At 40.8% G+C, this 25842-nt stretch carries 31 protein-coding genes; 3 read left to right on the top strand and 28 right to left on the bottom strand.

Annotation, left to right across the window (positions count from 1 at the left end):
* Positions 1-49: 49 nt before the first annotated feature.
* Positions 50-772 (top strand): hypothetical protein, encoded by a 723-nt coding sequence (locus R7P69_RS16720; protein WP_014386699.1) that lies wholly within the window; start codon positions 50-52, stop codon positions 770-772.
* 35 nt (positions 773-807) lie between these two features.
* Here R7P69_RS16720 and R7P69_RS16715 read toward each other — a convergent pair whose 3' ends face one another.
* Positions 808-1728: an IS5 family transposase gene (locus R7P69_RS16715; RefSeq protein ID WP_159408532.1), complete on the bottom strand. Its 921-nt coding sequence runs from the start codon at positions 1726-1728 to the stop codon at positions 808-810.
* Positions 1729-1772: 44 nt separating this feature from the next.
* Here R7P69_RS16715 and R7P69_RS16710 point away from each other — a divergent pair, with 44 nt between their 5' ends.
* Positions 1773-2093, top strand: coding sequence for a hypothetical protein (locus tag R7P69_RS16710; protein ID WP_313885153.1), 321 nt, complete (start codon positions 1773-1775; stop codon positions 2091-2093).
* Positions 2094-2492: 399 nt separating this feature from the next.
* Here R7P69_RS16710 and R7P69_RS16705 read toward each other — a convergent pair whose 3' ends face one another.
* The 24 genes from R7P69_RS16705 to R7P69_RS16590 form a co-directional block, all read right to left on the bottom strand.
* Positions 2493-2825: a hypothetical protein gene (locus R7P69_RS16705; protein ID WP_133305456.1), complete on the bottom strand. Its 333-nt coding sequence runs from the start codon at positions 2823-2825 to the stop codon at positions 2493-2495.
* Between the two features lie 291 nt (positions 2826-3116).
* Positions 3117-3710, bottom strand: a complete 594-nt coding sequence (locus R7P69_RS16700) for a hypothetical protein (protein WP_276415819.1) — start codon at positions 3708-3710, stop codon at positions 3117-3119.
* On the bottom strand, positions 3707-5668 hold the full coding sequence (locus R7P69_RS16695) for a hypothetical protein (RefSeq protein WP_014386694.1): 1962 nt from the start codon (positions 5666-5668) through the stop codon (positions 3707-3709). The genes R7P69_RS16700 and R7P69_RS16695 overlap by 4 nt, the downstream gene beginning before the upstream one ends.
* A 61-nt stretch (positions 5669-5729) precedes the next feature.
* Entirely contained in the window at positions 5730-5963 is a 234-nt protein-coding gene (locus R7P69_RS16690) for a hypothetical protein (RefSeq protein WP_014386693.1), read from the bottom strand.
* Positions 5964-6022: 59 nt separating this feature from the next.
* Positions 6023-6499, bottom strand: a complete 477-nt coding sequence (locus tag R7P69_RS16685) for a hypothetical protein (RefSeq protein ID WP_046224213.1) — start codon at positions 6497-6499, stop codon at positions 6023-6025.
* 214 nt (positions 6500-6713) lie between these two features.
* The gene (locus tag R7P69_RS16680; RefSeq protein WP_014386690.1) at positions 6714-6917 is read right to left on the bottom strand and encodes a hypothetical protein; all 204 of its coding nucleotides are present in this window, start codon (positions 6915-6917) and stop codon (positions 6714-6716) included.
* A 13-nt stretch (positions 6918-6930) separates the two neighbouring features.
* A complete protein-coding gene (locus R7P69_RS16675; protein WP_032073016.1) occupies positions 6931-7224 on the bottom strand; it encodes a hypothetical protein in 294 nt (97 codons plus the stop codon).
* 18 nt (positions 7225-7242) lie between these two features.
* On the bottom strand, positions 7243-7995 hold the full coding sequence (locus R7P69_RS16670) for a hypothetical protein (protein ID WP_046224215.1): 753 nt from the start codon (positions 7993-7995) through the stop codon (positions 7243-7245).
* Between the two features lie 342 nt (positions 7996-8337).
* A complete protein-coding gene (locus R7P69_RS16665) occupies positions 8338-8583 on the bottom strand; it encodes a hypothetical protein (RefSeq protein WP_014386686.1) in 246 nt (81 codons plus the stop codon).
* On the bottom strand, positions 8580-9011 hold the full coding sequence (locus tag R7P69_RS16660; protein ID WP_046224216.1) for a hypothetical protein: 432 nt from the start codon (positions 9009-9011) through the stop codon (positions 8580-8582). The genes R7P69_RS16665 and R7P69_RS16660 overlap by 4 nt, the downstream gene beginning before the upstream one ends.
* Positions 9012-9315: 304 nt before the next feature.
* Complete coding sequence (locus tag R7P69_RS16655) at positions 9316-9618, bottom strand: hypothetical protein (protein ID WP_014386683.1); 303 nt, start codon at positions 9616-9618, stop codon at positions 9316-9318.
* Positions 9619-9635: 17 nt separating this feature from the next.
* On the bottom strand, positions 9636-9911 hold the full coding sequence (locus R7P69_RS16650; protein WP_014386682.1) for a hypothetical protein: 276 nt from the start codon (positions 9909-9911) through the stop codon (positions 9636-9638).
* Between the two features lie 140 nt (positions 9912-10051).
* Positions 10052-10324, bottom strand: a complete 273-nt coding sequence (locus R7P69_RS16645) for a helix-turn-helix domain-containing protein (protein WP_014386681.1) — start codon at positions 10322-10324, stop codon at positions 10052-10054.
* A 12-nt stretch (positions 10325-10336) separates the two neighbouring features.
* Positions 10337-11527 carry a ParB/RepB/Spo0J family partition protein gene (locus R7P69_RS16640; RefSeq protein ID WP_014386680.1) on the bottom strand — a complete coding sequence of 397 codons (1191 nt, stop codon included), beginning with the start codon at positions 11525-11527 and terminating at the stop codon, positions 10337-10339.
* 1 nt (position 11528) lies between these two features.
* Positions 11529-12311 (bottom strand): ParA family protein, encoded by a 783-nt coding sequence (locus R7P69_RS16635; RefSeq protein WP_041154764.1) that lies wholly within the window; start codon positions 12309-12311, stop codon positions 11529-11531.
* Positions 12312-12891: 580 nt separating this feature from the next.
* Complete coding sequence (locus R7P69_RS16630; protein ID WP_012537714.1) at positions 12892-13548, bottom strand: quinolone resistance pentapeptide repeat protein QnrS2; 657 nt, start codon at positions 13546-13548, stop codon at positions 12892-12894.
* Positions 13549-14086: 538 nt separating this feature from the next.
* Positions 14087-18172 (bottom strand): hypothetical protein, encoded by a 4086-nt coding sequence (locus R7P69_RS16625; protein ID WP_101905915.1) that lies wholly within the window; start codon positions 18170-18172, stop codon positions 14087-14089.
* A 3-nt stretch (positions 18173-18175) separates the two neighbouring features.
* On the bottom strand, positions 18176-18568 hold the full coding sequence (locus tag R7P69_RS16620) for a DUF6375 family protein (protein WP_101905914.1): 393 nt from the start codon (positions 18566-18568) through the stop codon (positions 18176-18178).
* Positions 18565-19524 carry a radical SAM protein gene (locus tag R7P69_RS16615; RefSeq protein WP_101905913.1) on the bottom strand — a complete coding sequence of 320 codons (960 nt, stop codon included), beginning with the start codon at positions 19522-19524 and terminating at the stop codon, positions 18565-18567. Before R7P69_RS16615 ends, R7P69_RS16620 begins: the two co-directional genes overlap by 4 nt.
* 291 nt (positions 19525-19815) lie before the next feature.
* Positions 19816-20538 carry an NYN domain-containing protein gene (locus R7P69_RS16610; RefSeq protein ID WP_041154780.1) on the bottom strand — a complete coding sequence of 241 codons (723 nt, stop codon included), beginning with the start codon at positions 20536-20538 and terminating at the stop codon, positions 19816-19818.
* A 62-nt stretch (positions 20539-20600) separates the two neighbouring features.
* Positions 20601-21320: a hypothetical protein gene (locus tag R7P69_RS16605; RefSeq protein WP_032073007.1), complete on the bottom strand. Its 720-nt coding sequence runs from the start codon at positions 21318-21320 to the stop codon at positions 20601-20603.
* Positions 21321-21449: 129 nt separating this feature from the next.
* Positions 21450-22427 (bottom strand): nuclease-related domain-containing protein, encoded by a 978-nt coding sequence (locus tag R7P69_RS16600; protein ID WP_032073006.1) that lies wholly within the window; start codon positions 22425-22427, stop codon positions 21450-21452.
* Between the two features lie 56 nt (positions 22428-22483).
* Entirely contained in the window at positions 22484-22744 is a 261-nt protein-coding gene (locus R7P69_RS16595) for a hypothetical protein (protein ID WP_014386658.1), read from the bottom strand.
* A gap of 19 nt (positions 22745-22763) precedes the next feature.
* Positions 22764-23006, bottom strand: a complete 243-nt coding sequence (locus R7P69_RS16590) for a hypothetical protein (protein ID WP_014386657.1) — start codon at positions 23004-23006, stop codon at positions 22764-22766.
* A gap of 231 nt (positions 23007-23237) precedes the next feature.
* Between R7P69_RS16590 and R7P69_RS16585 the strand changes: the two genes are divergently transcribed.
* Positions 23238-24332 (top strand): hypothetical protein, encoded by a 1095-nt coding sequence (locus R7P69_RS16585; protein ID WP_014386656.1) that lies wholly within the window; start codon positions 23238-23240, stop codon positions 24330-24332.
* A 36-nt stretch (positions 24333-24368) separates the two neighbouring features.
* Here the strand turns inward: R7P69_RS16585 and R7P69_RS16580 are convergent, their stop codons facing one another.
* The 3 genes from R7P69_RS16580 to R7P69_RS16570 all read right to left on the bottom strand — a co-directional run bounded on the left by R7P69_RS16580 (position 24369) and on the right by R7P69_RS16570 (position 25806).
* Positions 24369-24644, bottom strand: coding sequence for a hypothetical protein (locus R7P69_RS16580; protein ID WP_014386655.1), 276 nt, complete (start codon positions 24642-24644; stop codon positions 24369-24371).
* A gap of 203 nt (positions 24645-24847) precedes the next feature.
* The gene (locus tag R7P69_RS16575; RefSeq protein ID WP_014386654.1) at positions 24848-25294 is read right to left on the bottom strand and encodes a hypothetical protein; all 447 of its coding nucleotides are present in this window, start codon (positions 25292-25294) and stop codon (positions 24848-24850) included.
* Between the two features lie 83 nt (positions 25295-25377).
* Positions 25378-25806, bottom strand: a complete 429-nt coding sequence (locus tag R7P69_RS16570; RefSeq protein ID WP_014386653.1) for a hypothetical protein — start codon at positions 25804-25806, stop codon at positions 25378-25380.
* Positions 25807-25842: the final 36 nt, after the last annotated feature.

Here is a 25842-nt window from a genome sequence, read left to right as displayed (position 1 = left end):
TCCATTAAACAGAGTGATATTTAGCATTTTAAATTTTTAAGGGTCCATTATGTATCATAACCGAGAACACGCCAAAGCTGCTTTCAAACACCACACCCTGTATCTTAATCTAGGCTGGATGGATAATGATAGGCAAAGAGTGATTAATAGCCTTTATTTATATAGCTTAGCTAAATTCAAACAGGAAAAGTGTAGAGAAATAACCACTCCAACGACAGATTTCATGAATAGCGTAGATAGATACAAAAAACCAAGAATCGACAACAATTTCCCTGTGAACGCACTATCAAATAAGAGTTCTTTAGGGGTCGCTGTAGCACTGCCATTGTACAAACAATGTAAAGTAAAACGAGTAGAAAAGTTATTTTTAGGAATATTAAATAAATCTACAAGGTGTTACCTAGATCTATATGAATTCGAAATTAAGAAGCTCCTAAAGACTGAATGTAAAAAATTACACTCATTAGGCTATGATAATTTTGAAGTTCGAAGCCTAATATATAACACGCATTTTTTACCCAAAAGAGTAGTGAATTCAATTGTTAGACATAGTGGAAAAACTAAATACAGCGTTAACGTCCCTAAGTTTATACTATATAGGGATTTTATAGACTCCCCCTCCATTAGTTATGTCTTAGAAAATAATGCTGTAAGTGATTTCTTCTATCATAGTTCCGTTTTCAGTAGAGGAATGCCGACTAAAAAAAATAAAACAACACTTTCTAATCAGCTCGATATATCTCGCCTTCAAGGGGCTTTGTTGCGTAATTAAATTTAGAGATAGAGCAACCCCGTTTCGCGTATTTCTTAGTCAATACGACAAGTTTCAGGCATACCTAACCTAGTAAGCTTGTTCAACGCTTTTATCATCGCGTAAGATTCACCCACCTGGGCATTGTAATTCCTTAAGCTCAGTTTCCCTCCTAGCAACTGTTTAACTCGATACATCGCTGTTTCTGAGAGTGAACGTTTGTGGTATCCATACCGCTCTTTCCAATACTTATTTGAGCCGTATAACTTCTGGCAACCCACGGCGAGATTTCGAGGATGACCACGCTCCCAGAAGGCTGCCCCTTCTCGTGGGGGAACAAGCGCAATGGCTCCCTTAATCTTAATAGCAGTGTGACACGCTCTTGTGTCATAAGCGCCATCACCAGACACCTCAAGGATACTTCGGCGTGTTTGTTTCAGTAAGTTCGGGAGTACTTCGCCATCTGTAACCGTTGATAAACTTAGTTCGGCGGCAATGATCTCATGAGTGTTTGTGTCGACGGCAATATGAAGCTTTCGCCAGACTCTCCGCTTGCCATCCGTCCCGTGTTTTTTGACTTTCCATTCACCTTCGCCATAAACCTTAAGGCCAGTTGCATCAATGGCTAGGTGTTGTATCGCTCCTCTCGTTTTAGTCTTAAATGAGACCTCTACTTGTTTGGCTCTACGACTGATGCAGGTGTAATGCGGACAACTTAGCGGTACATGGGTTAACCTAAATATCGAGTCGATAAATCCTTGCAGCGCTCTCAGCGGCATAGAAAAAACTCGTTTCACCATGAGTGCTGTCGTAATAGCTAAATCACTGAACCGACGTGGCCTCCCGCGCTTATTCTGTTTGCTTTGCGCCCAACCGCTTATCGCCTCTTCATCAATCCAAAAGGTCAGAGAGCCACGGTTAATGAGTGATTGATTGTATTGCTTCCAGTTGGTTGTTTTATAACGAGGTTTAGGCATAGGGCTACGAGAGGAAGTGAATGTAGCTAATCAGATCGTAGGTTCTGGATTTAGTTCCGCTGAATTACGCAACAAAGCCTACCAAAATACCTAAAAACTCAATCAAGATACCTGTTTCTGGAGGTTACTCCTATTCACCTGACTTTGCTTATGTAGTTAAAACTGACTCGGGTGATTACCTAAACTTCATCATTGAGACGAAAAATGTTGATGGAAAAGATAATCTTCGCAAAGAAGAAGAACGAAAAATTGAACACGCTAAAGAGCTGTTCAACCAAATTAGTAAAGATATAAAAGTTGAGTTTAAAACCCAATATGCTGGTGATAAGATCATTGAACTAGTAAAACAATCTTTTGCTGTTTAGATTTTGTAATTTCAAGGGGGGCTAAACAGCCTCCCTAGTTTTTATATATATTAGACATTAGAAAAAATATTTTTTTTAACAACAAGCTTTTCAAAGTACTTATTTTCAAATCCCTGCAAAATCCAACATACTAACCCCACTAGGTATTATTATTGGTCATTCTGTTCTAAGTTGTCAGCGATTTCACGAAGCACCTTAGCCCAGCCTTTTTGAGATTCATTTTTGAAAGGCACGTTTTCAAAACATTGTTTGAGCGAAAAAACTGCTGGTGGGATCTCTGGTGATAAGCACACATTAACTGTACCTGCATGCAACCAAATCATCAATCAACAACAATTGACGGTTTAATAGGCCACGTTAGCCCTTTTGGATCTACTTCCTGGTGCATGATTTTTCCTCTTAGTTGTTTAACTGTTCTGGCACAGCTTCAACAGCAATACTTAATAACGTTCTCTTTAGCTCCCAGAGAGATTGTACGGGCCATGATGCCCAATCTAATGGGTTGCATTCAATTTCTTCACTAAACGTAATTAGACCCGTTCTGGCTCTATTTGGAATGCTGACCTGCGTCGATTTGTACTTTTCAGCAGTCATTCTAGCTGTTTGCCCGTAATAGTAGTAATCAAGTGCAATTTGGGCATTAGCGTTATTCTCAAGGAACTGTTCTAACCTTTCCTGCTGTTCTAACATAACCATTGCACACCCAATAAACAGTTCCTTGTTATCTAACACATCCTGTCTATTGAACTTTGGCTGTCTCGCAGAGGACTCATGCACCTTCCTAGAAACCTTCTTTGCCATTTTTGGTTTAACTTTAGGCTTCTTTTTCTTAGTTGGCCGCAATTGATATCTTGTCATTCCCAGCGAATTTAAACAGTCTTTGCATACTGGCTGAGCTCCGTTCTTCGCAGCGGTGATGTTCCTATAATGAGCTCCGTTACCAGATACAACTTTTCCACAAAGTGATATCTGACGAGATGACTCAATCCGTTTAGACCTTAAAATGCACACCATAATGACTACCTAGACTTTTTCACCGTGCTTGCGCATAAAGCAATATGCAGTTTCTAAATCAGCCTCAGAATGGGTAATTCCTTTATTCATCTGAATGTAAAAACGACATGCCTCAATATCAGAATCAAACTGGTAGATGTTCACGATCAAATTCAACCTTGGGAAAATACCTCCAGATTTTAAGTCTTCCCAATACAGTTCATCAAATACAGTGAATTCACCAGAATGAAACGCCGCAATAGCGGTAAGCCTCTGTAACCCATCTAAGATAAGGGAATCATCCAGCTCTCCCCCCCTGCCTTTCACATCATAAAGCTGTACTTTCGTTTCACATCCACACAAGAGGTTTTCAACGAAACATTGCTGCATGTTTTTCGTCCACTTCTGATTGGAACGCTGAAACTCAGGGGTTAACTTTTCAAGTATCTCATAAGGAGATAAAGCTATCTCCTCTGTTAGCTCTTGCACCAAGCTATTGTAGGCAAGCAAACCACCAACGGGTTTGAATAAGTCTTTAAAGCTAACGTTTACGGAATAATTCGGAGAACGATAAAACGCACTTTGTGTCACTATTTCCTTCAACCGTTCAAGACCTGATTTCATCGTGCGGTCTCCTTCTTTAGTTCTGAAAGTTTGATTTGATAAGCATCATAGAAAAAACACGCCCAGAGATAATTCGCATAGATACGCTTCGCAAAGTTTTTCCCTGGCCTGTCCTTTACGATCTCTTTTGGAAGTGATATTGCGAGACTGTTGTACTCAACCATATCGGAAAGACGACGCTTTACTTCATCGAGGAAAGGTCCAAGCTCAGTAGAGAATGATTTTCTGGAAAGGTCCCACATATATGTCTTAGAAAAATCAAAGTTTTTCAGGTTACGTTTCTGCCACTCAATCACTAATTCATGAAGTTCGGCTTCATATTCCCTTTCACCGGATACCGCTTCGTCTAAATGGTTGGGGCACTGGATTGCTCCAAACCAGACCCCATCTTTTTTGCGCATGGTTTTATTCGGAACATGGCCGCAATGACGGCATCTTGCCATAAACACTTGATCAGGTTTGGGGGTTTGCAAAGAACTCATGTTAACTAAGGGGTAGAATTTCTTTGAGGATACATAGAGCTGATCCCGGAGTTGTTCAAATCGCTCAATTGAATCATGAGAAATATGGCTGTACTTATCTTTCAATTTATCAACGGGTGTAATTCCGATACCACTTTTCGACAGTTGACGACGAACAAAGCCTTCTTCTAGGTTATGCTCAATTTTTGCCACCAGCACCAATAGTTGAAGTTTACGCAACGTCGCGTTGTTGCTTCGGGGCATAAAGCACTGCCATTGCCCCATCTGGACAGCAGTTCCAAACTGATCGTCGTAGACGTCACAGACATCAACGTCATGCCACAGATTTAATCGTTCTTCGCACTTACCCATCGAGTTCAGTGCCTTCCGTCCCATTTGTAATAGAAGCGCTTGGTAGATAGAGTCAATTGCAGAATTCAGCATCTTTTCACTTATTTCGAACACAGGAAATTCTAGTTCTATATTCTCATCCGATTGCAACATACGCTGCTTTTGCATGTAGCCCATAAACATAAATGAAGCTGTCGCTAAAAGACTTGCAGCCTGAATGATCCCATTATGACTGGCTAGATTAACGATTGTTTTGGATGGGTTTAAAGGAAGTCCATCCCAGTACGCTGGTATGGCAAAATCGAGGAACGATGATTTAAGCTTTGTCTCAATAGAAAATGGAGCACAAATCGCACCCTTTACATTACGGTTTGGCTTAATCTTGCGTAACTTCTCACGCATAGCTTTGTAGCTACATTTTACTTCTGGCATTAGTTTTAATGCAGCATGGTTATCAACATGTAGGATATCGTATACCGGGTCCAATAGTTCATGGAGAACTTCGGAAGACTGGTATGGCTCCAATTGATCAGATACATTAACAGCGAAATGGTGGCTAAGGTCGATATCCTTCTCACCACTGTCACTATAAGCCTCTACCTGGACATGATCAGAGATTGTATTAGGAACAGGCATCACTCCTTCATATTCGGCCACACACTCGTTCCAAAGCTTCGCATCAAACTTAATGCCATCACTTAGGATTGATATTTTTTGTTCTTTCTCTTTCTGGGCCGAGATGAACAGAATCTCATTGCGCTTTTGGTTATACAGCTTAGCTATTGCATTGTGCTCTCTACACCATTTGCTGTATTCGCGCTTCAAAAAGGAATGCGCTTCGGCTAGGTTTTTGAACTTTGACCAATATGCCTCTATGTGTGTGGGCTTCCGATCTGTCTTTGTTCGGATGGTGCAACGTGAACGTTTCTGCTTATCCTGATCAATAATCTTGATAGCATTGGGCTCAAAATAACCAACATTCCAATTAGCGGGTAAGACCCCCTGTTTATACATATCCAGGCGAAAGGATAACGCTGAATTAAGCGCGTTATCACTAGATACTCCGGCATTGAAAGACTTTGTTTTTTTACCAATACGTACTTGATATCCAGTAGGCAACTGGAAAACATTTAGGAACTTTTTCATAAAATAACGCTTTATTAAGGTGCCGACGAACACTGTCAGGCACTGGTTTATCAAATTAAACTTATTGCACGGTTCGAGTGGTAGACATCCGTTCATGAAATGCTGCGAGTTGCCAGCCTTCAATCCATGCTGCTTTCGACTCGTGATCATTGTGCGGGTTTTCTGCGTATGGCGTTCCACTTTGATAAGCAAAAGCGCCTTGCTGGAGAACTCGGTGGTAGTCAGCTTCACTCATCGAACTATACACCCTTAGTTCTTTACCCCACACCTCATCACTGTTTGGGTTATATGCCATAACATTGACCTCTCAGCCAGATTACAGAATCATATATTAACCCTGTAAAAAAGTTTTGTCTATCGCTTATACAACGGTCTGTGATCGACTGGCCTCCAATTTTTTCTGGCAGATTTGACTTCGCCTCGAAGAGCCATAAGCTTTTTAAAAAGTGTCTTATCATAGTCCAGCTTCAATACTCGCCCACAACCATAGGCTATGACACCCTGTGCTTGAGGTAGCCAGAATCGCTGAATTAACCCGGTATAAAGTGTGAGCTGGTACTTTTCACGGATTGTTATTCGCCCATTGAACGCTCTGCTTTTAAATTCTCCTGCAATGTATCTAAAACGCAATGGATCAAAAAATACTGCATCAGGGGCTCCGCAGACTCCTCGGCGTTTAATAAACCAAGGCTTTTTCCAACCGCCTATATCAGCCCCCAGCACGATACAGTACCAAGGCATATGGAACTGCCTCTTTATGGACAGCCCTCTGAGAATAACCATCAATAGGCCGATTGACGCCACCAGCAAAAACACTAGTTCCCCAGTCATAACAAATCCCAGTTAATAGCAACCAATATGGCTACAACAATAATCACTAACCACGGTAAAAGACTGTTACCACTTCCTGCTTGGGCGTGAGCCTTTAATCCAGCGTTTGCAGCCTCGGAGTTGTATGCTTGTCCTCTGTGCTGGCAAAATTTAGATGGATCAGCGGCATAGGCGCTTAAATGACTTACGGATACCCAGTTTGAACGCTTTCTTCTCACCCAGCAATTCCTTGTAGTTCTTCAATTGCCTGTTCAGCTGCGTTGATGACAGATAGTGCGTTTTGGGTGTACTCATTGCTAATTTCGCCATCGAGCCCTTCACACCACAAGCCAAATTCCTCCTGGGCAACTTCATCGCTTATACCCGCAGCTCTGAACACCATTAACCAATCTTCAATATATTGATCTACGTGAGCCATACTCGGTTCCTTATTATTGTTTCTTCAATTTAATCGCTTGCATTAGTGTGGTTAGGGCAACCCAAAGCATCGTAACAATGCATACAAACCAAATGATTCCAACAAATATGAGCCATGCTGACTCACTACTTTCTGGTCCATTTGGCATCGTTATTCCTCCCAACGCGGCAGCAGCGATCATAGCTATAAGGCTTAACGCCCAGCGCTTTGAAAAATCTTTAGCGAGTGACTCCCATTCCTCATTTGGGGCTTTAAACCAACAAACCAAACCAATGACTAATGGGCCTATAAAGAAAAAATCCAGCATTACTCCCCCCCCCCTATTTTAGAAACGTACTACCGTTACATCACCGAGCAATACGTCATCAATTCTATCCGGATATAGCTCTCTGGTTTTTTCAACAATTTCAAACGCAGATGAAGTAGGAAAACTCGCTGTCAACTCCAGCTCTGTCAAACTTACCGCCACTCGCTTGCGTCTAATGCTTTGTGAAGGGATGTTTTCTTGGATCAGACTTTTACTATGAACAGCACTCTGGTAATCATCCCAATCAACCACGCTGTAAGACAAACCGCGTTCTATTGGTCTTGTCCAACCAGGTAACACTGATTCCCAAGCGAGTTCTCTTTGTCTCCATTCTGAATCAGTCACATCGTTAGGTTTATCTGTCGAGTTTTGGTAATGATAATCTTGAAATCCAACGTCGATTAAGGATTGGCGATACCCAATATCGTTTTCAACGTAGTACAAACCTAATGTATGTTGTCCCCAGGGAATTAAGCAGACATTAAAAGTGAAGTCCCAATCCGTACTACGAATACCGTCCACCAAAACTTTATGCTTTTCCTCGATAAACATAGTTCTCAGATCTGACAGAGTTTGGCAGCTTCTATCCTTTTGGAGCATGGTTACGTTTGCCGAGATATCTGCATCAAATGCAAGCTTTCTAGCTCCCAGTTTTGCGATGGCTTTTTTGGCCGTATCAACGCAACCAGAGCGCAAGGAGCATAATTTGGTTAGTGCCTGCTCTAACGTTGTATTGCGCAGAATTAACCCATTGTATATCTTAGTGCTCACTTCGAGTTCCCTCACTTCGATCCGGATTTCTCACATTAACCAGTTCAGCTAAGGCAACTCCCGAGGATGCACACCCCCACATAAACATAAGGTCGATAAAGGCAGGATTATCCCCCAGATGAAAAAGGCCACCGGACAAAACCATGAAAAGCCCTATTCCAGAGATCGTTACGATTCGTTCTAACGGGCGAGAATCTTGATTGAGAGGCTGGTGGATGAGAAACCATCGAAGAGCAAAACCAATACTCATACCACCAACAATGAACCCAGGCCATTTCAATTTTGCACTGACTAATGCCAACGAACCCAAGAACGCTATCAAAAAATACAGTCTACGTCGATTCACTGGCCTTCCCCATCACTGCTTGTTTTTTCCCACAAGTGGGCCTTATCAATAACGCTCAAAACAGCACAAATTAATGCGAATCCATTTGCGATAATTAAGAGCTTTTCTGGTAAGTAAAAATTGGTAATCAACTGAATAAAGTTCAGGGCAGCCATAGCTATAAACACGTAAATAAAAAAGCGCTTTACTTTGGAATGCAATTTATAGCCATCTAATGCCACCATTTCGTTTTGTTCCGTCACGACATTTCTCCTGTAGTAAGTGAAAGCTTCTTATCATCGCTAAAGAACATCCATTCTCCGTTAAATCGTTCGGCCAACTCTTTCGCAGTGATATCTCCAGGCATGAACATACAACCAGAAACAGAACCGCTATTCTTTGACAAGTATCGGTTTAAAGCAGACATACCTGCCGAAAGTAATGTGTCGTAGTGGCTATCGTCGTACTGTGAGATCTCCAGAGCTAACTTAACAACGGACTCATTGTGACTAGAATTCAACAAGGCTACGGTTTTTTTCTTGTTTCCCAACAAGTCGCGTACTTTCTCAACTGTTGGTTCATAACCTAAAACCAATTCAATAGATTCAACTATCCGAGCTGTAAACTCTAAGAACGCGGGATCAGACTCTTTTGAAAGTTGTTTTGTAATAACTCTCAGTGCATTGCTCATAGCCAACTCCTGTAATTTTTAGTGTTTTATCAGTATTTCATTTGGTTGGACTTCTAAAGAACCAAGATCGCACTCAAACTGTAATGAGATTCCCTGATCGTGTGCGATGGCTATCATGTACCTAGCCATACAAGAGTGCCTCTTGTGTCCCAAGCTCTACCGTTGCCGCAGCCATCTGCTCACAGAATGCCCGGTTCTTTTGCTCATTCATTATCGGAGCCTCGCTACTTTTTTAGATACAAGGGCAATCATGCCCCTACCTACGCTATATACCAATGGGAGTAATTGCCCTTTTCTGTACAAACTAGCGGGTATTTTCAGGATTGATCAAAGCCAATCGCGCAGACAGACTTGAACTCATTTTTTGAATAGTGTTGTTCAATGTAACAATCAGATTTGAACTCGTAACGTTTATTAGCGACTTGCTAACCCCATAAAATTCTGGATATTTTTCAGGGTTTAGGTTTTCTAAATGAGCAACCAGTCGCATTGCTTCACCTTTGCTCATACAGCTCAGGTTTATCACATGGGCTTTTGCTATAACGTGTAGCAACTTATCTTCAAAGTCCCGGTAAAATTTGCTTTCTTGCTTCAATTCTGAATCCATTATCAGTACATCTCCTATTACTCATTGACCTTGATTGCGAACACGCTAACGGGAGCATCACCAAAATGAGGGTGAGTAATAACCATCTCCTCAAAACCTTTCCACGGTCGAACTAAAATCTTCTCGGTATCCCCAGATTTTGGATAGCCAAGCTTGATATGCACCTCATCATACTCGCGACCCTCCAGACGTTTCCGCCAGTAATCCGTTTGAAGACGATATTCATACTTCTTTTCCCCGGTTTGCATTTGTCTGAAATACAGAGCTTTCACAGGGAGATGAAGAACTTTCATTTGAGACCTCCAAAAAACTAAAGGAGCTACCTCCTCAATATTACAGCATCACTTTATAATGCTTATAAAATTTTAAAAGTCTACAGGCATAAAAAAGCCCCGGCGCAATGCCAGGGCTAATTTGAGGTTGGATATTACAATCAGAGCTTTCCGTGCCGCAAGATGAACTTCTCACGGTCCAAAATACCCCAGTCCGTTATCATATAGTAGCCTGTAGCTCCTCGCTCTCCCCTCGATTCACGGATGAATATAATTTTCATATCAAACTCATCACGAAGCATCGCCAGTTGGCGTTTAATAGTGGACTCAGGAATCTTGGTCTCTGAATGGAGATCGTGCAAGCTGGGCTTATCTAACTTAGACAGCGCATTTACCAGTTCAAACTTGCGACTCATATCCTGAGATAACTTCATTCCATACTTACCTTACTCAACGCTTACGAGCTCGATGTCAGTCACCGCTACTTTTATTGGCTTTACTTCCTTTTTCTCACCAACAAGAGTCTTAACCCAAACCACATTTGGTTCAGTAGCAATACGATCTGTCATCAGTACACCACGCTTATTTTCACTCTCACCGATAATATTCACGGTGATGACTAACTTACGTGGGTCAGCCCCTTTCCAGTCTTTACCTTTTGCAAGAGGAGGTTCAATGCCTTCTTCTTCGGCATCATCGGTTGCATCATCACTTTCATCAACCTGCTTATCACCCGGCGCGTTTGTATCGCCTTGAGATGAAGCATCATCAGAAGTAAATTCCTCTCCCGTAGCTTGATGAACAACATTATCGCCCGTTGTATCATCAGAACTTTCCACATCACTTTGTGTAAAGTTGCCACCCTTCTCTTCACCCAATTCTGAGTCAGAATTCGAATTATTATCCTGCTCAGAGTTATTGGTTACTGCACCATCTTCATTTGAAGTTGGTTCATCACCATTCTTGATACGTTTTGCATCATTCAACAACTCACGACTTTGCTTACGTGTCATGCCATCACTCATAGCAACGGCACAGACAGCCCGGCATCGCTCTTCATTCAGTTCGAATAGCAAACGTAAGTTATTGAGTGTTTCCGTATCAGCTGTAATGTCATTATCGTATAATTCTCGAACGCAGTCAGGCATTTTTAATAATGAAAGGTGCGTTGAAACAAAAATTGTGTTCTTACCGATACGTTTTGCAACGTCTTTTTGCTGCCACCCATTATCAATGAATACTTGTAAAGCATTAGCAATTTCAAGTGCAGCCAAATCATCGCGCTGAATATTCTCTATCAATTCTCCCGCTGTTTCGTCCAAGTCCGTTTGTTCTTTTTCGTTAACAACGATGTCAATTGTTGGAATATCTTTGGCTTTACATGCTCTCCAGCGACGTTCGCCTTTTTGAATGACATATTTGCCGTCTTCATTTTTCGGGTAGACCACAATCGCGGATTGCTGGCCTTCTTCCAAAATTGAATCACCCAGTTCCTCGATATTACGGAACCGTTTACGAACCTGTTCTTTTGAAATAACTTCATCAACAGGAACCGTCAGAATTACCTTACCATCTGGCTGCTTTTTTTGGGCGGCTTGAGCTAACTGGTTGAGGTTTTTTAGGTTATTTAGTTTCATCTTAACCTACCTTCTCTACAATCTCGTCCAGCACCGCTCGCACTTCTTTTGCTGCTACATGACCATAGCGAAGAGACCATACTGGAACTCCATCTGTAGTTGCAGAATCAAGCGGTGGACGGTGTTGAATAATGTTACTAAAGATCAACTCTGGGATAGCTTTTTTCAGCTCAGTAAACGATTTGTTGTGGTTCACTGAACGATCCATATCATTGATGACAATGCCCAGGATTTCTAAGTTTTGATTGTGCTGTTGCTGAACACCGATAATGGTCGTCAGCAAGCCCTCTACACCATCAACCGCAAAGCCAGATAGTTTTACAGGACATACAACATGCGTCGCAATCATCAGTGCAGCAACCAGCTTACGGCCAAGACTCGGTGGGCAATCAATCAACACGTAATCATAGTCTTTGATTAGTTCTTTTAAGTGTCGAGCTGGGTTCATTGCTTGTTCCAATGGCACTGCCTCCATCTCAAACAAATCCGGATCGTTTTTGGGCGTGTAAATCAAATCAACACCACATGGACACTCCGTTACTTGAATGCTTGAGCAGTTATCAAGGAACAATTCAGCTACTTTAGTACCGCTATATACTGGCTCGTAGCTGCCATCTTCCAACTCCACACGAGGAGCCAAACGTGAAGATGTATTACCCTGACCATCGAAATCCAGTACCAGGACTTTTTTCTTTTTTTCTGCCAAATCGAAGGCTTGCTGGATACAGATAGTACTTTTACCCACGCCTCCCTTCTGATTGGCATAGGCGATAGCTTTTGCCATGTTTACCTCGCTCTCCGATTGCAAATGAGATTCCTAGTGACGAAACATCGCCACTTTCACATGTGAAAGATTCTAACACTCACTTTATGATACTGCAATGTCATATCGTGGTACTAACATAACAATTACAGATAAAAAAACGGCCTCAAAGGGCCGCGAGAAAAATCATCAATGTTTAGGTGAACTGTATCGACAGAACAATGTGCATCCTGTCTCAATCCAATATTACCTTGCGCTTGTTTTTTTCGGTTAGCAAGTCTTCTTTAGTTTCTTGGTTCTGGATTGGATTATTGTCAGCCAAATCCTCAATAGCTACTGGGCTCTCTGAAATTACTGGGCGTCTAGACCTGACGTAATACTCCCTTGCTAGTTCAATATCAGCGACAGGATGCAAAAGTTAAAGTTTGATCATTTTTAAGGTGCATTGTTACCAGAAGCACTGTGGAAATGACAAAGTTTGTTCAATCTCTAGCAAACTTTTGGACAAGAATGAGCTAGAAGTATTGATCTAGCTCTGGTGATTTGAATTAGAAAATGTATTAATGTTGTGTATAGTTTATCAGCAGGTATTCGTAAGCATCTAGTCAGGAAAAACAACAATACCCAACGCTTCGAGAAGCTGTTCTTGTTGCCAGCTGGCAATTTTGATACCTGATGTATCGACTTTTCGAGGATCTAAACCGTCGAGTTCGGCGTGACATAAATTAGCACCCTGTAGGCTAAACTGTCCCCAGACATCTTCAGAAAAAACACCTCGACTTAAGTCTGACTCTTTCAGTGATGCGCCCGCGAGGTGAGTCCCTATCCAGCGATTTTCAAACAGCTCACATTTTTCTAAACAGACCCGCTCCATATTGGCATAAGACAGGTTACATCCAGTAATAAAGGCTGAGCAAAAGTACATACGATTACTCACTTGATTGGCAAAGTTTGCTCGGGAAAAGTTGGCCCCTTTTAAATCACACTCACGTAACTCAATACCGTAGCAATTGGCGTTACTAAAGTTTGCCATCGCAAGCTGGCATTGTTGGAAACTTGCATCGCGAAGGTCTGCGACATCAAAATGGCAACCTTCGATATCACCCTGTTCAATGAACTTGCAGTTAATAAATGTCGCATCACGCAAGTTAGCACGTCGAAAATCGCATCGGATAAAGGTGCAAGCAGTGAAAGTAATATCACTTAGATCTTGATGTGAAAAACTGTGGTGTCGATATGTGTGACGGTAGGTTTCCATGTTGACTCCTATGATGAACTGGACGCAACACTACCATCAAAGCCACATCACATCAACAAAATAAAAACACTAAAAATCAAGATCTTAAAAACCCTCATTTTGCCTATTTTAAGGGGGTAAAATAGCGCCCTGAGCCTCTATGTTAACGTTCAAAGTACGCGGCACCATTGAAAAAAGTTATCCGCTTAAAAAGCCACAGAGAAAAGGAACCCAATAGATTACTGATGTCCGCCATTAGGTAAAGTAACCTTAAACGGAAGCCTGCAATTTGAAGTAGATACAAGGTCTAAGAAGGAATGGGGCAAAACCAATTTGCAAAATATGCAATTTGCTAACTCGAAAAGGGGCATTTTTGAGTTGGAAAATGCCACGGGTAAAAATTCATCCGGTGAAGGTTTTGGACAGAAACGTGTCAGTGACTTTGCTAAATTAGAATTTAACGGATTACCTGAGGTACGGCAAAACCTCGATCTTAGTGCCCATTTTTGTTCATCCACTAAAAATAACAGAGGGAATGTGTTACGCATTCCCTTTCCAATCAATAATTAGCTCTCAGAAAGTCTATACTTTCAAAATCTTTGTACGCAAAATCCCCACTATACCCGACGTCAGAAACTCTTCTTTCACCCTTAATCCGAGTTATTATTCTTAAGCCACTAGATTTCAGTGCAGCAGTTAAGAATTCTTTATCCAAGTAGAATCTTTTCCGAGAGTTAGAGTATCCGTCTAGATCTTCAACTATATACTTTGAGATTTGTTGTCCGTCTTTGAAGTAACAAAGCCGCTCACAGTCAAACTTAAGCGCATGCTCTTTAACAAAACTAGCAGCTAGCATCGGCATAGAAAAACTACCACTTGAATGTTCCGAACTATATTCGATGATAAAATCTTTAAGCGAATGCTCCTTATATTTAGGAACAGTCATTGTATGTGTTCCAGATGTTCTTACAAAAGCACTTCCATCAAAGAACACGTTTGATTCAACTTCTATTTCTTCTTCACCATCTTCTTCCTTGATAACTTGGGGTTCAAGGCTTTTACTCCACGAGCTATAAAGCTCTCCCAAATAAACATCAGATAATTTGGCGATTTCGGGGAACTCCAATTTGCTAGATTCCTCGCTATCAAAATCAAAGTCTTTCAACGACTCATCGAAAACTAAAAAGGAGTTTACAGAAGCATAGAAATGACGATTTAATTCCTCAGATTCCTCGACTATAAATGCATCAACCAAAATCAAATTTTCATTTTCAGAACTTGCACAATCGCTGAGATGAACCAGATTCGGATCTTCCGAATAGTTAATCCATTCTTCTGTAGTTAACCCTTCATCGCCTAAGTACATTTTTTCACTAAGAGGGTAGATTTTTAACCTTTTACTAGGAAAGAAAGGGTCAATTCCTTCTATAAACCTTCCCCCCCAGAACTCCAACTGTTCCGAATCGAGTAGTTTTCCTGCCATTTGGTAGTACGCTATCCAAGAGTACTTTTTGCCATAGCGCTCTACTTTTTTTGTTTCGTGTCTCCGGTGATAACCGCTCGAAGAAATTTGATTGTCTAAGTTGCCAAATTTGTCCTCGCTCCACCCCAAATCATATACTTTCCATAGTATCTGATTACGAATTTTCGCATAAGCCTCATGTTCATAGTCGTAATTGCTACGATCTTTAACCAAACGACCAATAGTATAGTTCTCAAAATCCATTTTAAGAGGAGATAAATGCCCGCTCATACCATCAGTTATTTCTTCATTCCATTCACTTCTGGGCATTTGTTCAAAAGGTTCAGTAGCTGCTTTAACTTCTGATTCACTAATATTAATTTGAGATTCCAAACTCGCACGCTTCACTAGACATGAGGCATATTCTCTAACCAATATGTTGGTTGTAGCGTACTTCGAATCATGGCTGAAAAAAACAGCTACTATGTGTTTGCTGAACGCCTCTATCTCACCTAAGTTTTCAGATTTATCCAAAGAAATACTGACTATTGAGTAACATGCTGCAATTATCCGCTCTAATATATATTCATCATCAGCCACTAGAATAGGTTTGACTATTTCTAGGAAACTCTTAGTGTTATGCACTCCATAGTAGACTAAAGCCTCAGTTGAAACATCTCTTAGCTCAGTTACGACTGAGTTAAGGAACCAAATTGTTGTAATTAGCCTTAGTTTTTCTATTTCTGGATCTGAAAACTCTCTATTTTTCCAACATTCAGCCCTAAATCGAATGCCTTTTATCAATTCATCATGGTTTCTTCGAAAGTACTCTCCCCATGAAAGATCTCTGTCCACCATAGACATGTCTAACAATATATCACTTAGAAACTTTGCGTTTAGAGGGTGAGATATTGCGAATCGTACGTCTCCTAAAGATTCAATATATTTTTGTTTCAACCCTTCATTAAGTATTAAGTTTTTCAATTCGCATACTGTTTCATCACAAATGAAATTAGGTTCAATCAAATGCGACAAACTTAAAACTTCGTTTTTGTATGTTGAAGGAACTATTTGCCAAATGTGTGGCAGATTATACTGCGGTGCAATAGCGACAAGTGCATGTAGGATGTCCTCTGACAGCTCATGCTGTAAAGTCACATCTTCGAAAATTTTCGCTAAAAAACCTTGTGAACTAAATAGCGATACGTCTCGATTTAGACAATAGTGCTCCATTAAATAGAAAGCTATAATGTATCCACCTAGTCGATCATACGCTGGGCTTAAGCGATATTCTCCACGACGAACCAGATCTCTGAATATCAAACCTTCTTGAGATAGCAAGTTGACAATATTACTGTCCCAATCTGTCGACTGTGGATTATACTTCCGCAAAAAGTCTGTTTCTAAAACACCTCTACCGTTTGCTTCCCACAGAGCTTCGCCTAAGTAGTAGACTGCGTTTTCTACCTCAGTAATTGTGTATCTGATAGACAGGTTAGTCATTTCAGAGATAGTTTGTCCGATATGTGTGACTTGCTCTTTAAACAATGAGTATATGGATGACGGAAAACTTTGAACCACCACACAAGTCTTCCTTGGGCGATTCATAACTTCACAAAAGATTTTCAAGTTTAAAGGATGACTGAAGAAACTTTGCGGAGCCGCTATTGGATTAGCACTAATCTTATAATATCTAAAGTATGCACCTATAGCTTGGACAGTTACTTCGTCACTAAACCCTTTTAACAGTAACTCAAAGCAATCATTGGGGAGCGCTTGCTGTGCAAACCCTTCTCTTGATGAACTATTAGCTCTGACAGCACCGACATGTTTCCGAGACTGATAACCATCTCGCAATGTACAGACGAGAACTACATTTGGATATCGAGGTAATACAGTCTCTATGCTTGCCAATAAGTTCTTCCATTCTCTTGGGTCTTCAGCCTCATTTAATCCATCAATAACTATTGGAACTCGACAACGATTTCTTTCTCCCGCCGAATCTATAGCTGAAAGCAACAATTCAAACGATCTAACTTCGTTAGAGGCAAAGGACATATTTTGAACCAGAGAATCAAGCGTTCCCCCCTTACGAAGTTTTTTTCCATGAAGAAGTATTCCAGCTAGCCTGTCATCATTTTGGCTTGTAACTTCAGCAGCTAATTGTGTTTTACCTCTGCCAGCTTTACCAATAACAGCTACTAGTTGATGAGAAAACAGTTCTACAGCTTCTGACAACAGCTTTTTGATATCTTTGATAACTGCATTCGCATTGGTCAAATAAAGAGAAAGCGGTAGGTTCTGCCTTCTTGTTAACCTTAGTAACTGACTTATGTTTTTTGTCTGCTCTGAAGATTGAGCAAAGTTCGCAATTCTACCTATTTCTCTGCCTGACACTGTAGACTCAAAGACCTTACAGCTAAATATAACCTGTTTACAAAAGGCTATAAATTCTTCTAGACCAGACGAAAGATCTACATAATCCTTATGCCTCGATAACTCAGAAATAGTTGACAAATAACCGTCTAGTTTAACTTTCGCAGCATATATATCAGACCATGCGCTAGGTTCACCGAGCACTCTTCTTATATCTCTCTCTACGCCCGTAGATTGATGAACTTCATGAATCCAACGATTTCTAATCGGAGCCACTGAATTCGTATGCTGTTCATTTAACATATCTGGTGTTAAAGCCAGCTCTCCAAAATAACTAGCCCTTAACTCTGTTGCTGGGCCTGAGAGATAAGACTCTAAGTCGTTTTCATTCCAAAGATGTAATGTAAAGCCATATTTTGTTTGTAAATCATAGAACCAAGTTTGGTCAGCCTTCGCTAAGGTTTTGTGTGTCCAAAGAATCCATACATTTAAATCTGGTAAGTATTTTTTCGTTGTATCCAGCGAGTGTTTAATCTGGCTCTTTGCCCCGGTAGTTAAGCCACCGTCACTCTTATATTGGAACCATTTGCATTGCCATCCAACCTTTAACCCTTTTGTTCCCAATCTTGGGTCATCACAATCAAGCTCAAGATGGAACTCCACTCCTGGTTGATTTTTTAACTCTTTTATTGGCCCATGATTTCGAAATTGTCGAATGACTATTCCTCTACATAAGCTTTCAAAACTAAATGCATGCGCGTTAGGATGCTCTCCAGCTACATGTTCAAACTTAGCCCAATCAAGCACTAGTTAATCCTCTTTTTTAACTAAATCAGGATAATCGTGTGCTGAAAAGCATTCGACCTTCGCTCCTTCATGAATCAGTAAAGATATGAATACATTCAGGTCGTCATCTGAAGATATGGTTATCTTTGAACCTTTTCTTTCGAGGCGTTGGTCATACATAAATTGCGCTAATTGTTGGGGAGAAAAACAAAACAGATTTTGCTTGCGAAGGAACTCAAGCACTTCATCACCATATCTATCTGCATCCACGTCAAAATTCGATTCATCACTGCATAGAAAAGAACTAATCGTTGATACTAATTGCTCAAAATTTTCAGCCTTTTCTACATCCTTGAACTCACCAACGATTACTAGATTTAAAGAGTGCTCCGCACCGTAGCCCTGCCAAATTTTCATTCTAATTCAACCCTTATAGTATTTGTTAACTGACGATAAGCATTAGTTAGAGAACCACCACCTATAGGAACTCCATTCTTGTCGAACGAACTCAGTTTTAAAACACCTGACGCATCTATATGCGCAAAGCCTTGCAGGTCGCTCTCTTTCTGAAGACCGATAGCAGTGACAAATTGATTTTTGTAATCAGAGCTTATAGATACCCTCATACTTTTTGTGGTTTTTCTTCGACTGTCGACAATTTCTTTTAATTTACTTAGTGTTACATCATCGATTTTTTTACCAAACCCCACAGGTACCTCTGGTAAAATCAGAAACTCATCAGCACCTAGCTCCTTGCACAGTTCCAAGGCATTTGGTAGGTCGTCAATAGTTTTGCTGTTAACTACGTAATTTATCCCAAATGGGAGACGCCCTTTAAATAATTCTAAATTGCTTAACAGCTGCTTAAATGGTCTCTTCCTTATAGACTCATAATTACTATAAGTTCCATCCATACTTACTCTAATAAAGTTCACATGACTTTTTAGCTGAGATATTAGTTCAGGAGTTAAACTATGACCATGCGTCGTAAAGCTAATTGCTAGCTTGGTTTCTTCTTGTCCAAACTGGCAAAGTTCAACCAAGTCTTCATGCAATGTTGGCTCACCTCCACCAAAGCCGATACCAAACACACCCATACTATCCATTTCAAGCAACCAATCTTTTACTCTACTTTTATCCAGAGTTGAACGATGCTTTGGCGCATAACAATGCGCACACCTCAAGTCACAGTTATTAGTAAGTGCGATAGAAACCTGCCTAGGACTAAGAGTCCAATCGGACTCAGGTGGGATTTCATCATCTAGAAGTATGTTAAGCCCATTTTGGCGGCTAAATAAGTGGACACCATCAGGCCCCTTTCTAATTTTGAACTCGTTGTGTTGGGTAACGCCATTTTTATTCTTTATATACAAAGTTTATTCAATACCTTAAATGGTTAGATCGCAGTGCAATATCAGCACAAGATGAAACTAATAACTAAAGGGTTACTCTTAGTCACTTCAAACATGCCAACCCTACCTATAAAATTCACTCCTACAGATGGCGAGTACATTGAATTGCCACCAAATCCATAGGCACTTTGTGACATAAGAAAAAATAGGTCAAATAACCTCGCTTAGAAATGAGGTACAGAACAGCTCTAGCTTAGAATGGGGCATTTTTGAGTTACCCGATTGCAGTATGTCGTCAGCGAAGGCAGCACATCATTTTTGTTTGCTTGCCTTTGTTATCAGCTGAAACTCCATACCAGTGCGTTTAGTGTTACGGGTTCTATAGCGCGTTGGATATTTATCAAAAAAGTCAGATAACTTCTTCAACCCGTAGTTTCGAGGGTCAAAATCTGGCTTCAGTCTCTTTAAGTACTTGCCTATTTCACCTAGTTTTGCCCAGCCCGATTCATCTCGATAGTTCTGCCAAGCTTGATGCATTAATCGCCATAATTCGCGTTCTGAGTCTTGATTAGAGCTTGGTTGTGCCTCCCCAAGATCAACATCAGCGTTTAAGTTCTCTATCGCTACAAAGTCATCACAAGCGTTTTTAAACGAAGTCGGAGTCATCGCTTTTCCTACACCGATGACGTGTATCTCCGACTCTCTTAATCTCGTAGCAAGACTTGTAAAGTCACTATCACTGGATATCAAAGCAAAAGCATCAAACCTTTGGCTGTACAAGAGATCCATTGCATCAATAATCATTAAAGAGTCTGTCGAGTTTTTTCCAGATGTATAGGCAAATTGCTGCTTAGCTTGAATCGCTAACTCATTCAAAGGCTGCTTCCAGTTTTTTAGTTGTTCAGCAGAAAAATCGCCATATGCACGTTTAACGATGATCTGCCCAAAACTAGAAAGCTCTTCAATAATCAGGTTTAGCTTTGAGTGTGGAGTGTTTTCTGAATCAATTAATACAGCGATTTTTCTGTTACCCATAATCCGTGCGTGACCATCCTTTATGTAGTTAGTTGCACTATCCAATTTTATTCCTTCCAAGGTTATTGTTCGCGCTCAAAAACAGTTACTAAGGTGCGACGCCCATTATCGTTAACAATAAGGTATGTGAATTTGGAAGTTGGATGCCCCCAAGCTTCTACATTGTCGGCAGTACCGTATTTTTTCGCTTTATGGGCCAAAACATTTGCAGGCAAATTTCGAATTCTCAACTCAGGATGTTTAAGTCGATTGACTAAACTCGCCCAGGGCTTTTTGGGATCTCCAGTGCTCAATCGCTCTTTATACTGTTCAACAGCGTGAGCGGTAACATAAACGGTCCCCATTGCTGGTGTTTCAACGGCATCATGCGTATTTGCATATTCCTGGCGATTTGCATCTAAGAGCACTGTTACACATGATTTTGGGTCGGCCATGAACTCACGACTTTGTGATACCTCTATTTGCACTCCAGCCATTCGGTTTTGAAGAAATGCTGCAAACTTTTGTGCATGTTTTTTCGTAGATTTACCACGGGCAAGCTTTTTGATTGCTCCCTTTGACACAACGAGTTTGTAGCCAGAACCAGAACCCGGCTCTCGACCCATTACTTTTTCTTCAAAGAGTAGGTATTGAATGGCTGATAATTCTGAAATCAAATCAGAATCTTCATGGGAAAAGTCGATTTTTACATCAAGAATTCCACTGCGTTTAGTGCCCACACGCCAGAATACTCGGCTCGTTTGGTCATCTAGTTTTTCAGAAAGAGTGGTTAGAATCATCATAGTCTTATCTCCGGTATTTAAGATCCCTTCCGGCATCGCCGTAAGGACCTCATTTAGTTAATATTCATACTTACTTTATCATGCTTTTTGAAAACGCAACCCCTCCCCTCCACTTTCACATGTGAAAGTCTAAGAAACGGTATTTTGCTCAGACTCCACGCGCTCTTTTTGCACAAACACCAAATACGATTCTGAACATTCACATTTTAACCAGTACTCTAACTTTTTCTTTGTTACCTTAGCTCTCTTGCTTCCACAATGAGCACAAGGAGTTCGCATTGAAGTGTTAGTGTCACAACAAAGACACTTTACGAAGTAACCAAACTTCCCATGACATGCTGTAAGCTGCTCAGCCTCACCACACTTTTTACAGCGGATTTTTTTTGAATCAACCTCATTACGAACAAGCATTTCGTTTTCCTGTTCTTTATGTAATGAGCCAGAGTTATCGACTGACCTGTTAGAACAAAGTTCATCCAATAAATATTCAGTTATGCTATGCAACTCTTCTTTAGTAAAAAAAGGTTCTGTTGCTAAAAACGCTTTAAGCTTTCCTTTTTCACCTATTCTCCTAACGGCATCAGCTACAGCTTCGCTTTTAATGATTCTTTCGTTAATGTCAGCAGGTATATTATCTCTGTGCAAAATACACGAGTTAGAAACAACGCATAACGAGTCCCACCGTCGGCCACCAACATTTTGCTGGACACCTAACATTTTCCCCAGGAACTTAGGAGCGTTATCAACAAGAGCTTTCTTCAATAATTGCTGTTGCAACTCAGCTTGTTTGATCGGAGAAGGAATACCTGACCAATAACCTTTATAACTTCTGGACCACTCACCACTCTCGTTAACTTTGACTTCCCCATAGATACTTTTTGATTCAAGTATTAGGAAACCGTATTTATGCAATACTAAGTGATCTATCTGTGCTTTTTCACCATTATACGTGAAGGTAAAATCGTTAAATACGTGAATTTCTTCGCTATCTTTAAACGCTCGACGTAAATAAAAAGCCACATCTCGCTCTTGTTTTTCACCTGCAATGATACGACTATCCTCTGAGTTACTTTCTGCTTTAATAGCCTTTGTTGTAATAATTGGCATATCAACACCTTTTAAATGCGAGTTCTTTATGCAGACTTTCACATGTGAAAGTCCAGCTAGTACGCCCAACTGTCAAAATCTGTATGGGTGAGAATTTCACCGTCTTTGGCCGGACGAACATAAACACTTCCATAACCCCCTTCTGTTCCAATCGCGTAACACGCAATAGAAAATGCAATTTGAGGGTTAGGTACAGTGGCAACTATTTCTTCATTGATTGTTACGACAGAACAATGACCCGTGTACGAATCTGGCAACTCAGAAATTGCGGTTGCTGCATCGAGCGTTTCACTTCCATCCGATATCAGAATGCTCATATTTAGCTACCAAACTGTACTAAAATCCAAAGAAACTACCACCAGCAAGTCCTGACGAATCGCCAACAACAGCAGCATAAATGGCAGCAGCTATTGCCGCAACGATGACAAACTTAACGATGGCAAAGCCAAAAGAGAACAGCCTCCATATTAAAAAGAACCCAATCACAGCAGCAATCCAGCGCCAATCAAAGGGTATATCACCTAAAGAACTATCAAGGGCTCTCTGAACTTCATATAGCCAGCCGTTTATCATATCCATAAGATCAATCTCCAGAGCATCATGCTCTTAGTGTACCGACATGACATTTTTTTAAGAGATGAGAACTTGCCCTTTTTTGGGCAAATTGAGGGACATGACAAAGAGCTACTTAGTAAAAGAGTGATCTGCTTTAGGATGGCAATCCTATTTGTGGTTGGTTGTGTTAAATAATCTACCACAATTCTATTTTGTGGTATCATTGATAACACAATTTACCAAAGGAGCACGACAATGGATATCTGGCATTATCCTCGTACACAGCTTGCTACGTTTATCCTTAACGGGATGGACAAAGGTCTTCTTCAACGAGTTTCAATCTTCGCTCCACGCAAGCGAGGAAAAACTCAATTCATTCAAAAAGATATCATTCCTATGGCTCGTGAACTTGGTGTCTTACCTATCTATGTAGATTTTTGGATGCAAAAAGACGACCCAGAAGGCATCTTCATTAAATCCGTCATTGATGCTTGTGAAAGGAATGAAGGATTTCTACATAAGCTTGGCAAAGCTCTCAACTTCAAAAAGTTAGGTTTTAGTGCAGCTGGTGGCAAAGTTGAAGTAGAGCGTTCTCAGGGAGAACTGAGAGCTGACTTGTTCGCTGTATTTCAACGCTTAAACGAGCTGGATATGCCTGTTTTACTGTTGCTTGACGAAGTTCAACATTTGGCTACTCGCAAAGAATTTGACTCGTTTACGGCAGCTCTACGCAGTTTTGTAGTGAACAGAGAGGATAACAACGTCAAATGCATCTTCACAGGTTCAAGTAGAGAGGGGTTAAGTCGCTTATTCAAAGACAACAAGGCTCCATTCTACAACTCCAGCCAAACCCAGATATTTGAAGAGCTGGATATGGATTTCGTTGAATTCGAGTTGGCCGCATTCAAAAATGTCACTGGTGGTGTCGAACTCGACAAACACAAAGCCCTAGAAATCTTAATCAAACAAAATCGCGCTCCCGCTCGGTTTGTTGAAATGTTAAAGAATATGGCCCTGAACATGGTTCATGACCTAGATATTGGTGTCCATCGTTATGACGTTGATCGTATCGAGTCAGAGGACCACTTTTCAAAAACATACGAACAACTGAAACCTATCGAAGTGGCGATCCTAAAGCTTGTTGCTGCCAATGAGTCAAAAGGTCTTTATACCAAAACAGGACTAGACAAAGTGAAAGCTTTCACTGGCGACCCAGAAACAGACGTTACAAAATGGTCGGTGAAAAATGCAGTCACACGATTGAAGTCGCTTGAGCTAATTTACAGCCCAGAGCGTGGGAAGTTGGAAATTGAGAACCACGACTTTCGTGATTATATTCTTGAAAAATAAGTGCCTTTCGGCATGTTAAGACTATCAGCCCATGCTTCATGCGTGGGTTTTGTTTATGAGTTGTACTTCTATATTCTCAAACCCCATGTCTCTAACCTGATTTACCAGGATATCAAGCCTCCACACTCTCAAGTCACTGGTTCTTCCATGTCTAATTGCATACGCGATTCCTTTACCACTATCAATCCCAACCAAATGAAACTTATTAGGATGCAGTTTAGATTCCTGCGCAATTAGTTTGGTCATTGTTCGAGTCTCCGCGAGACGGCGGAACTCACCTTCTTTTACTTGATGGAAAACGACTCCAGACATACATATCACCATTATATTGACTACATATGCTCATTATGTCGATTTAAAGGGGGAAATCAAAGAGGTTTTATTGCTGGGGCACGATAAGTAATAAGCTGAGGTTCGAAGCAGAAACGCCATCAGCCAGGTCAGTGATGTAATTTTGCACAAACTTTAACTAATTGTCCAAAGTCTCAAACACATCCCCCAGCAATATAGCACAATTAGTTCAACTGACTTTCAGTAACAACTTGATCCCAAGTGTGCAGTACCTTCGACAAATGCTGATGCTTCTTGTTGAACTCAACATCACTCAATACCGCTTTATACGGGGCACTTAGGTCGGAACAATTAATATTAGCCCCTACCAGTTGAAGCGTGTCAGTGAGGGAACCACCACTAGCATCAAGCCCTAAGCGGTCAACGGTTTCACTACTAACAAGCGCTTGTACAACATTGGCAAAGTCGCGTGAGCTTAATTGTTCAATACTAAGCTTTGTCTTACAGCTACTTTCCACTGCGGCCTTGTATTGAATGGTGTATTTCGCGTTAACTGGGGCCATAGAGTGCATCGCCATTAGATACGCATCAACTTCTGTTTTAGGGAAAACATCCGCTTGAGCTGAAAATGCAGTTAACGTCGCTAGCAGTAGTCCAATTTTCTTCATCATTCTTGTTCCTGTTACATTGTTCAAAGTGGCATTATTTACTCGACTGATTTTCAAGCTAAATATTACATTCAGTCAAGCACTTATCACTTTTCGAACATGGGTAGTAATTCCTGAACACTTTTTTCACAAGCGGCTTGTCTACGGCCACTTTCGTAAAAGTAAGCCCATAGACTTTGTGGCATCCCCTCAAGAAACTCGATAGGAAAAGGATTAGGTGTTTTAGCCCAACAGTTTTGCTTCTGGTCAGAATAACCTTGTCGTTGCGCATCTTGCTGAAATAACGTGTATAACGCTTTTAGTTCATCATCATTATAGAAACAATGATAATTACCACCAACTAGTTGGTTGGTCCCTAGTTCTATCCATAGAGGATACCGAGAAGAACTACCGAAACAAATTAACTGATAGTGTGGCTTCGATTGTCTTACCTCATCTTCACAAAGCTCTACTTTGCTGGAGGTAAATGTATCTTTCCCTATTAAAAATGGATTGTATTGATACTGACTAGCCATTTTATCTCCTTGATATTCATATTTGCGCTGGTTTTC

Origin of the sequence: Vibrio sp. 661, from assembly GCF_033339315.1 — a bacterium.
GTDB classification, from domain to species: domain Bacteria; phylum Pseudomonadota; class Gammaproteobacteria; order Enterobacterales; family Vibrionaceae; genus Vibrio; species Vibrio alginolyticus.
This window is presented reverse-complemented; position numbering and strand designations above follow the sequence as displayed.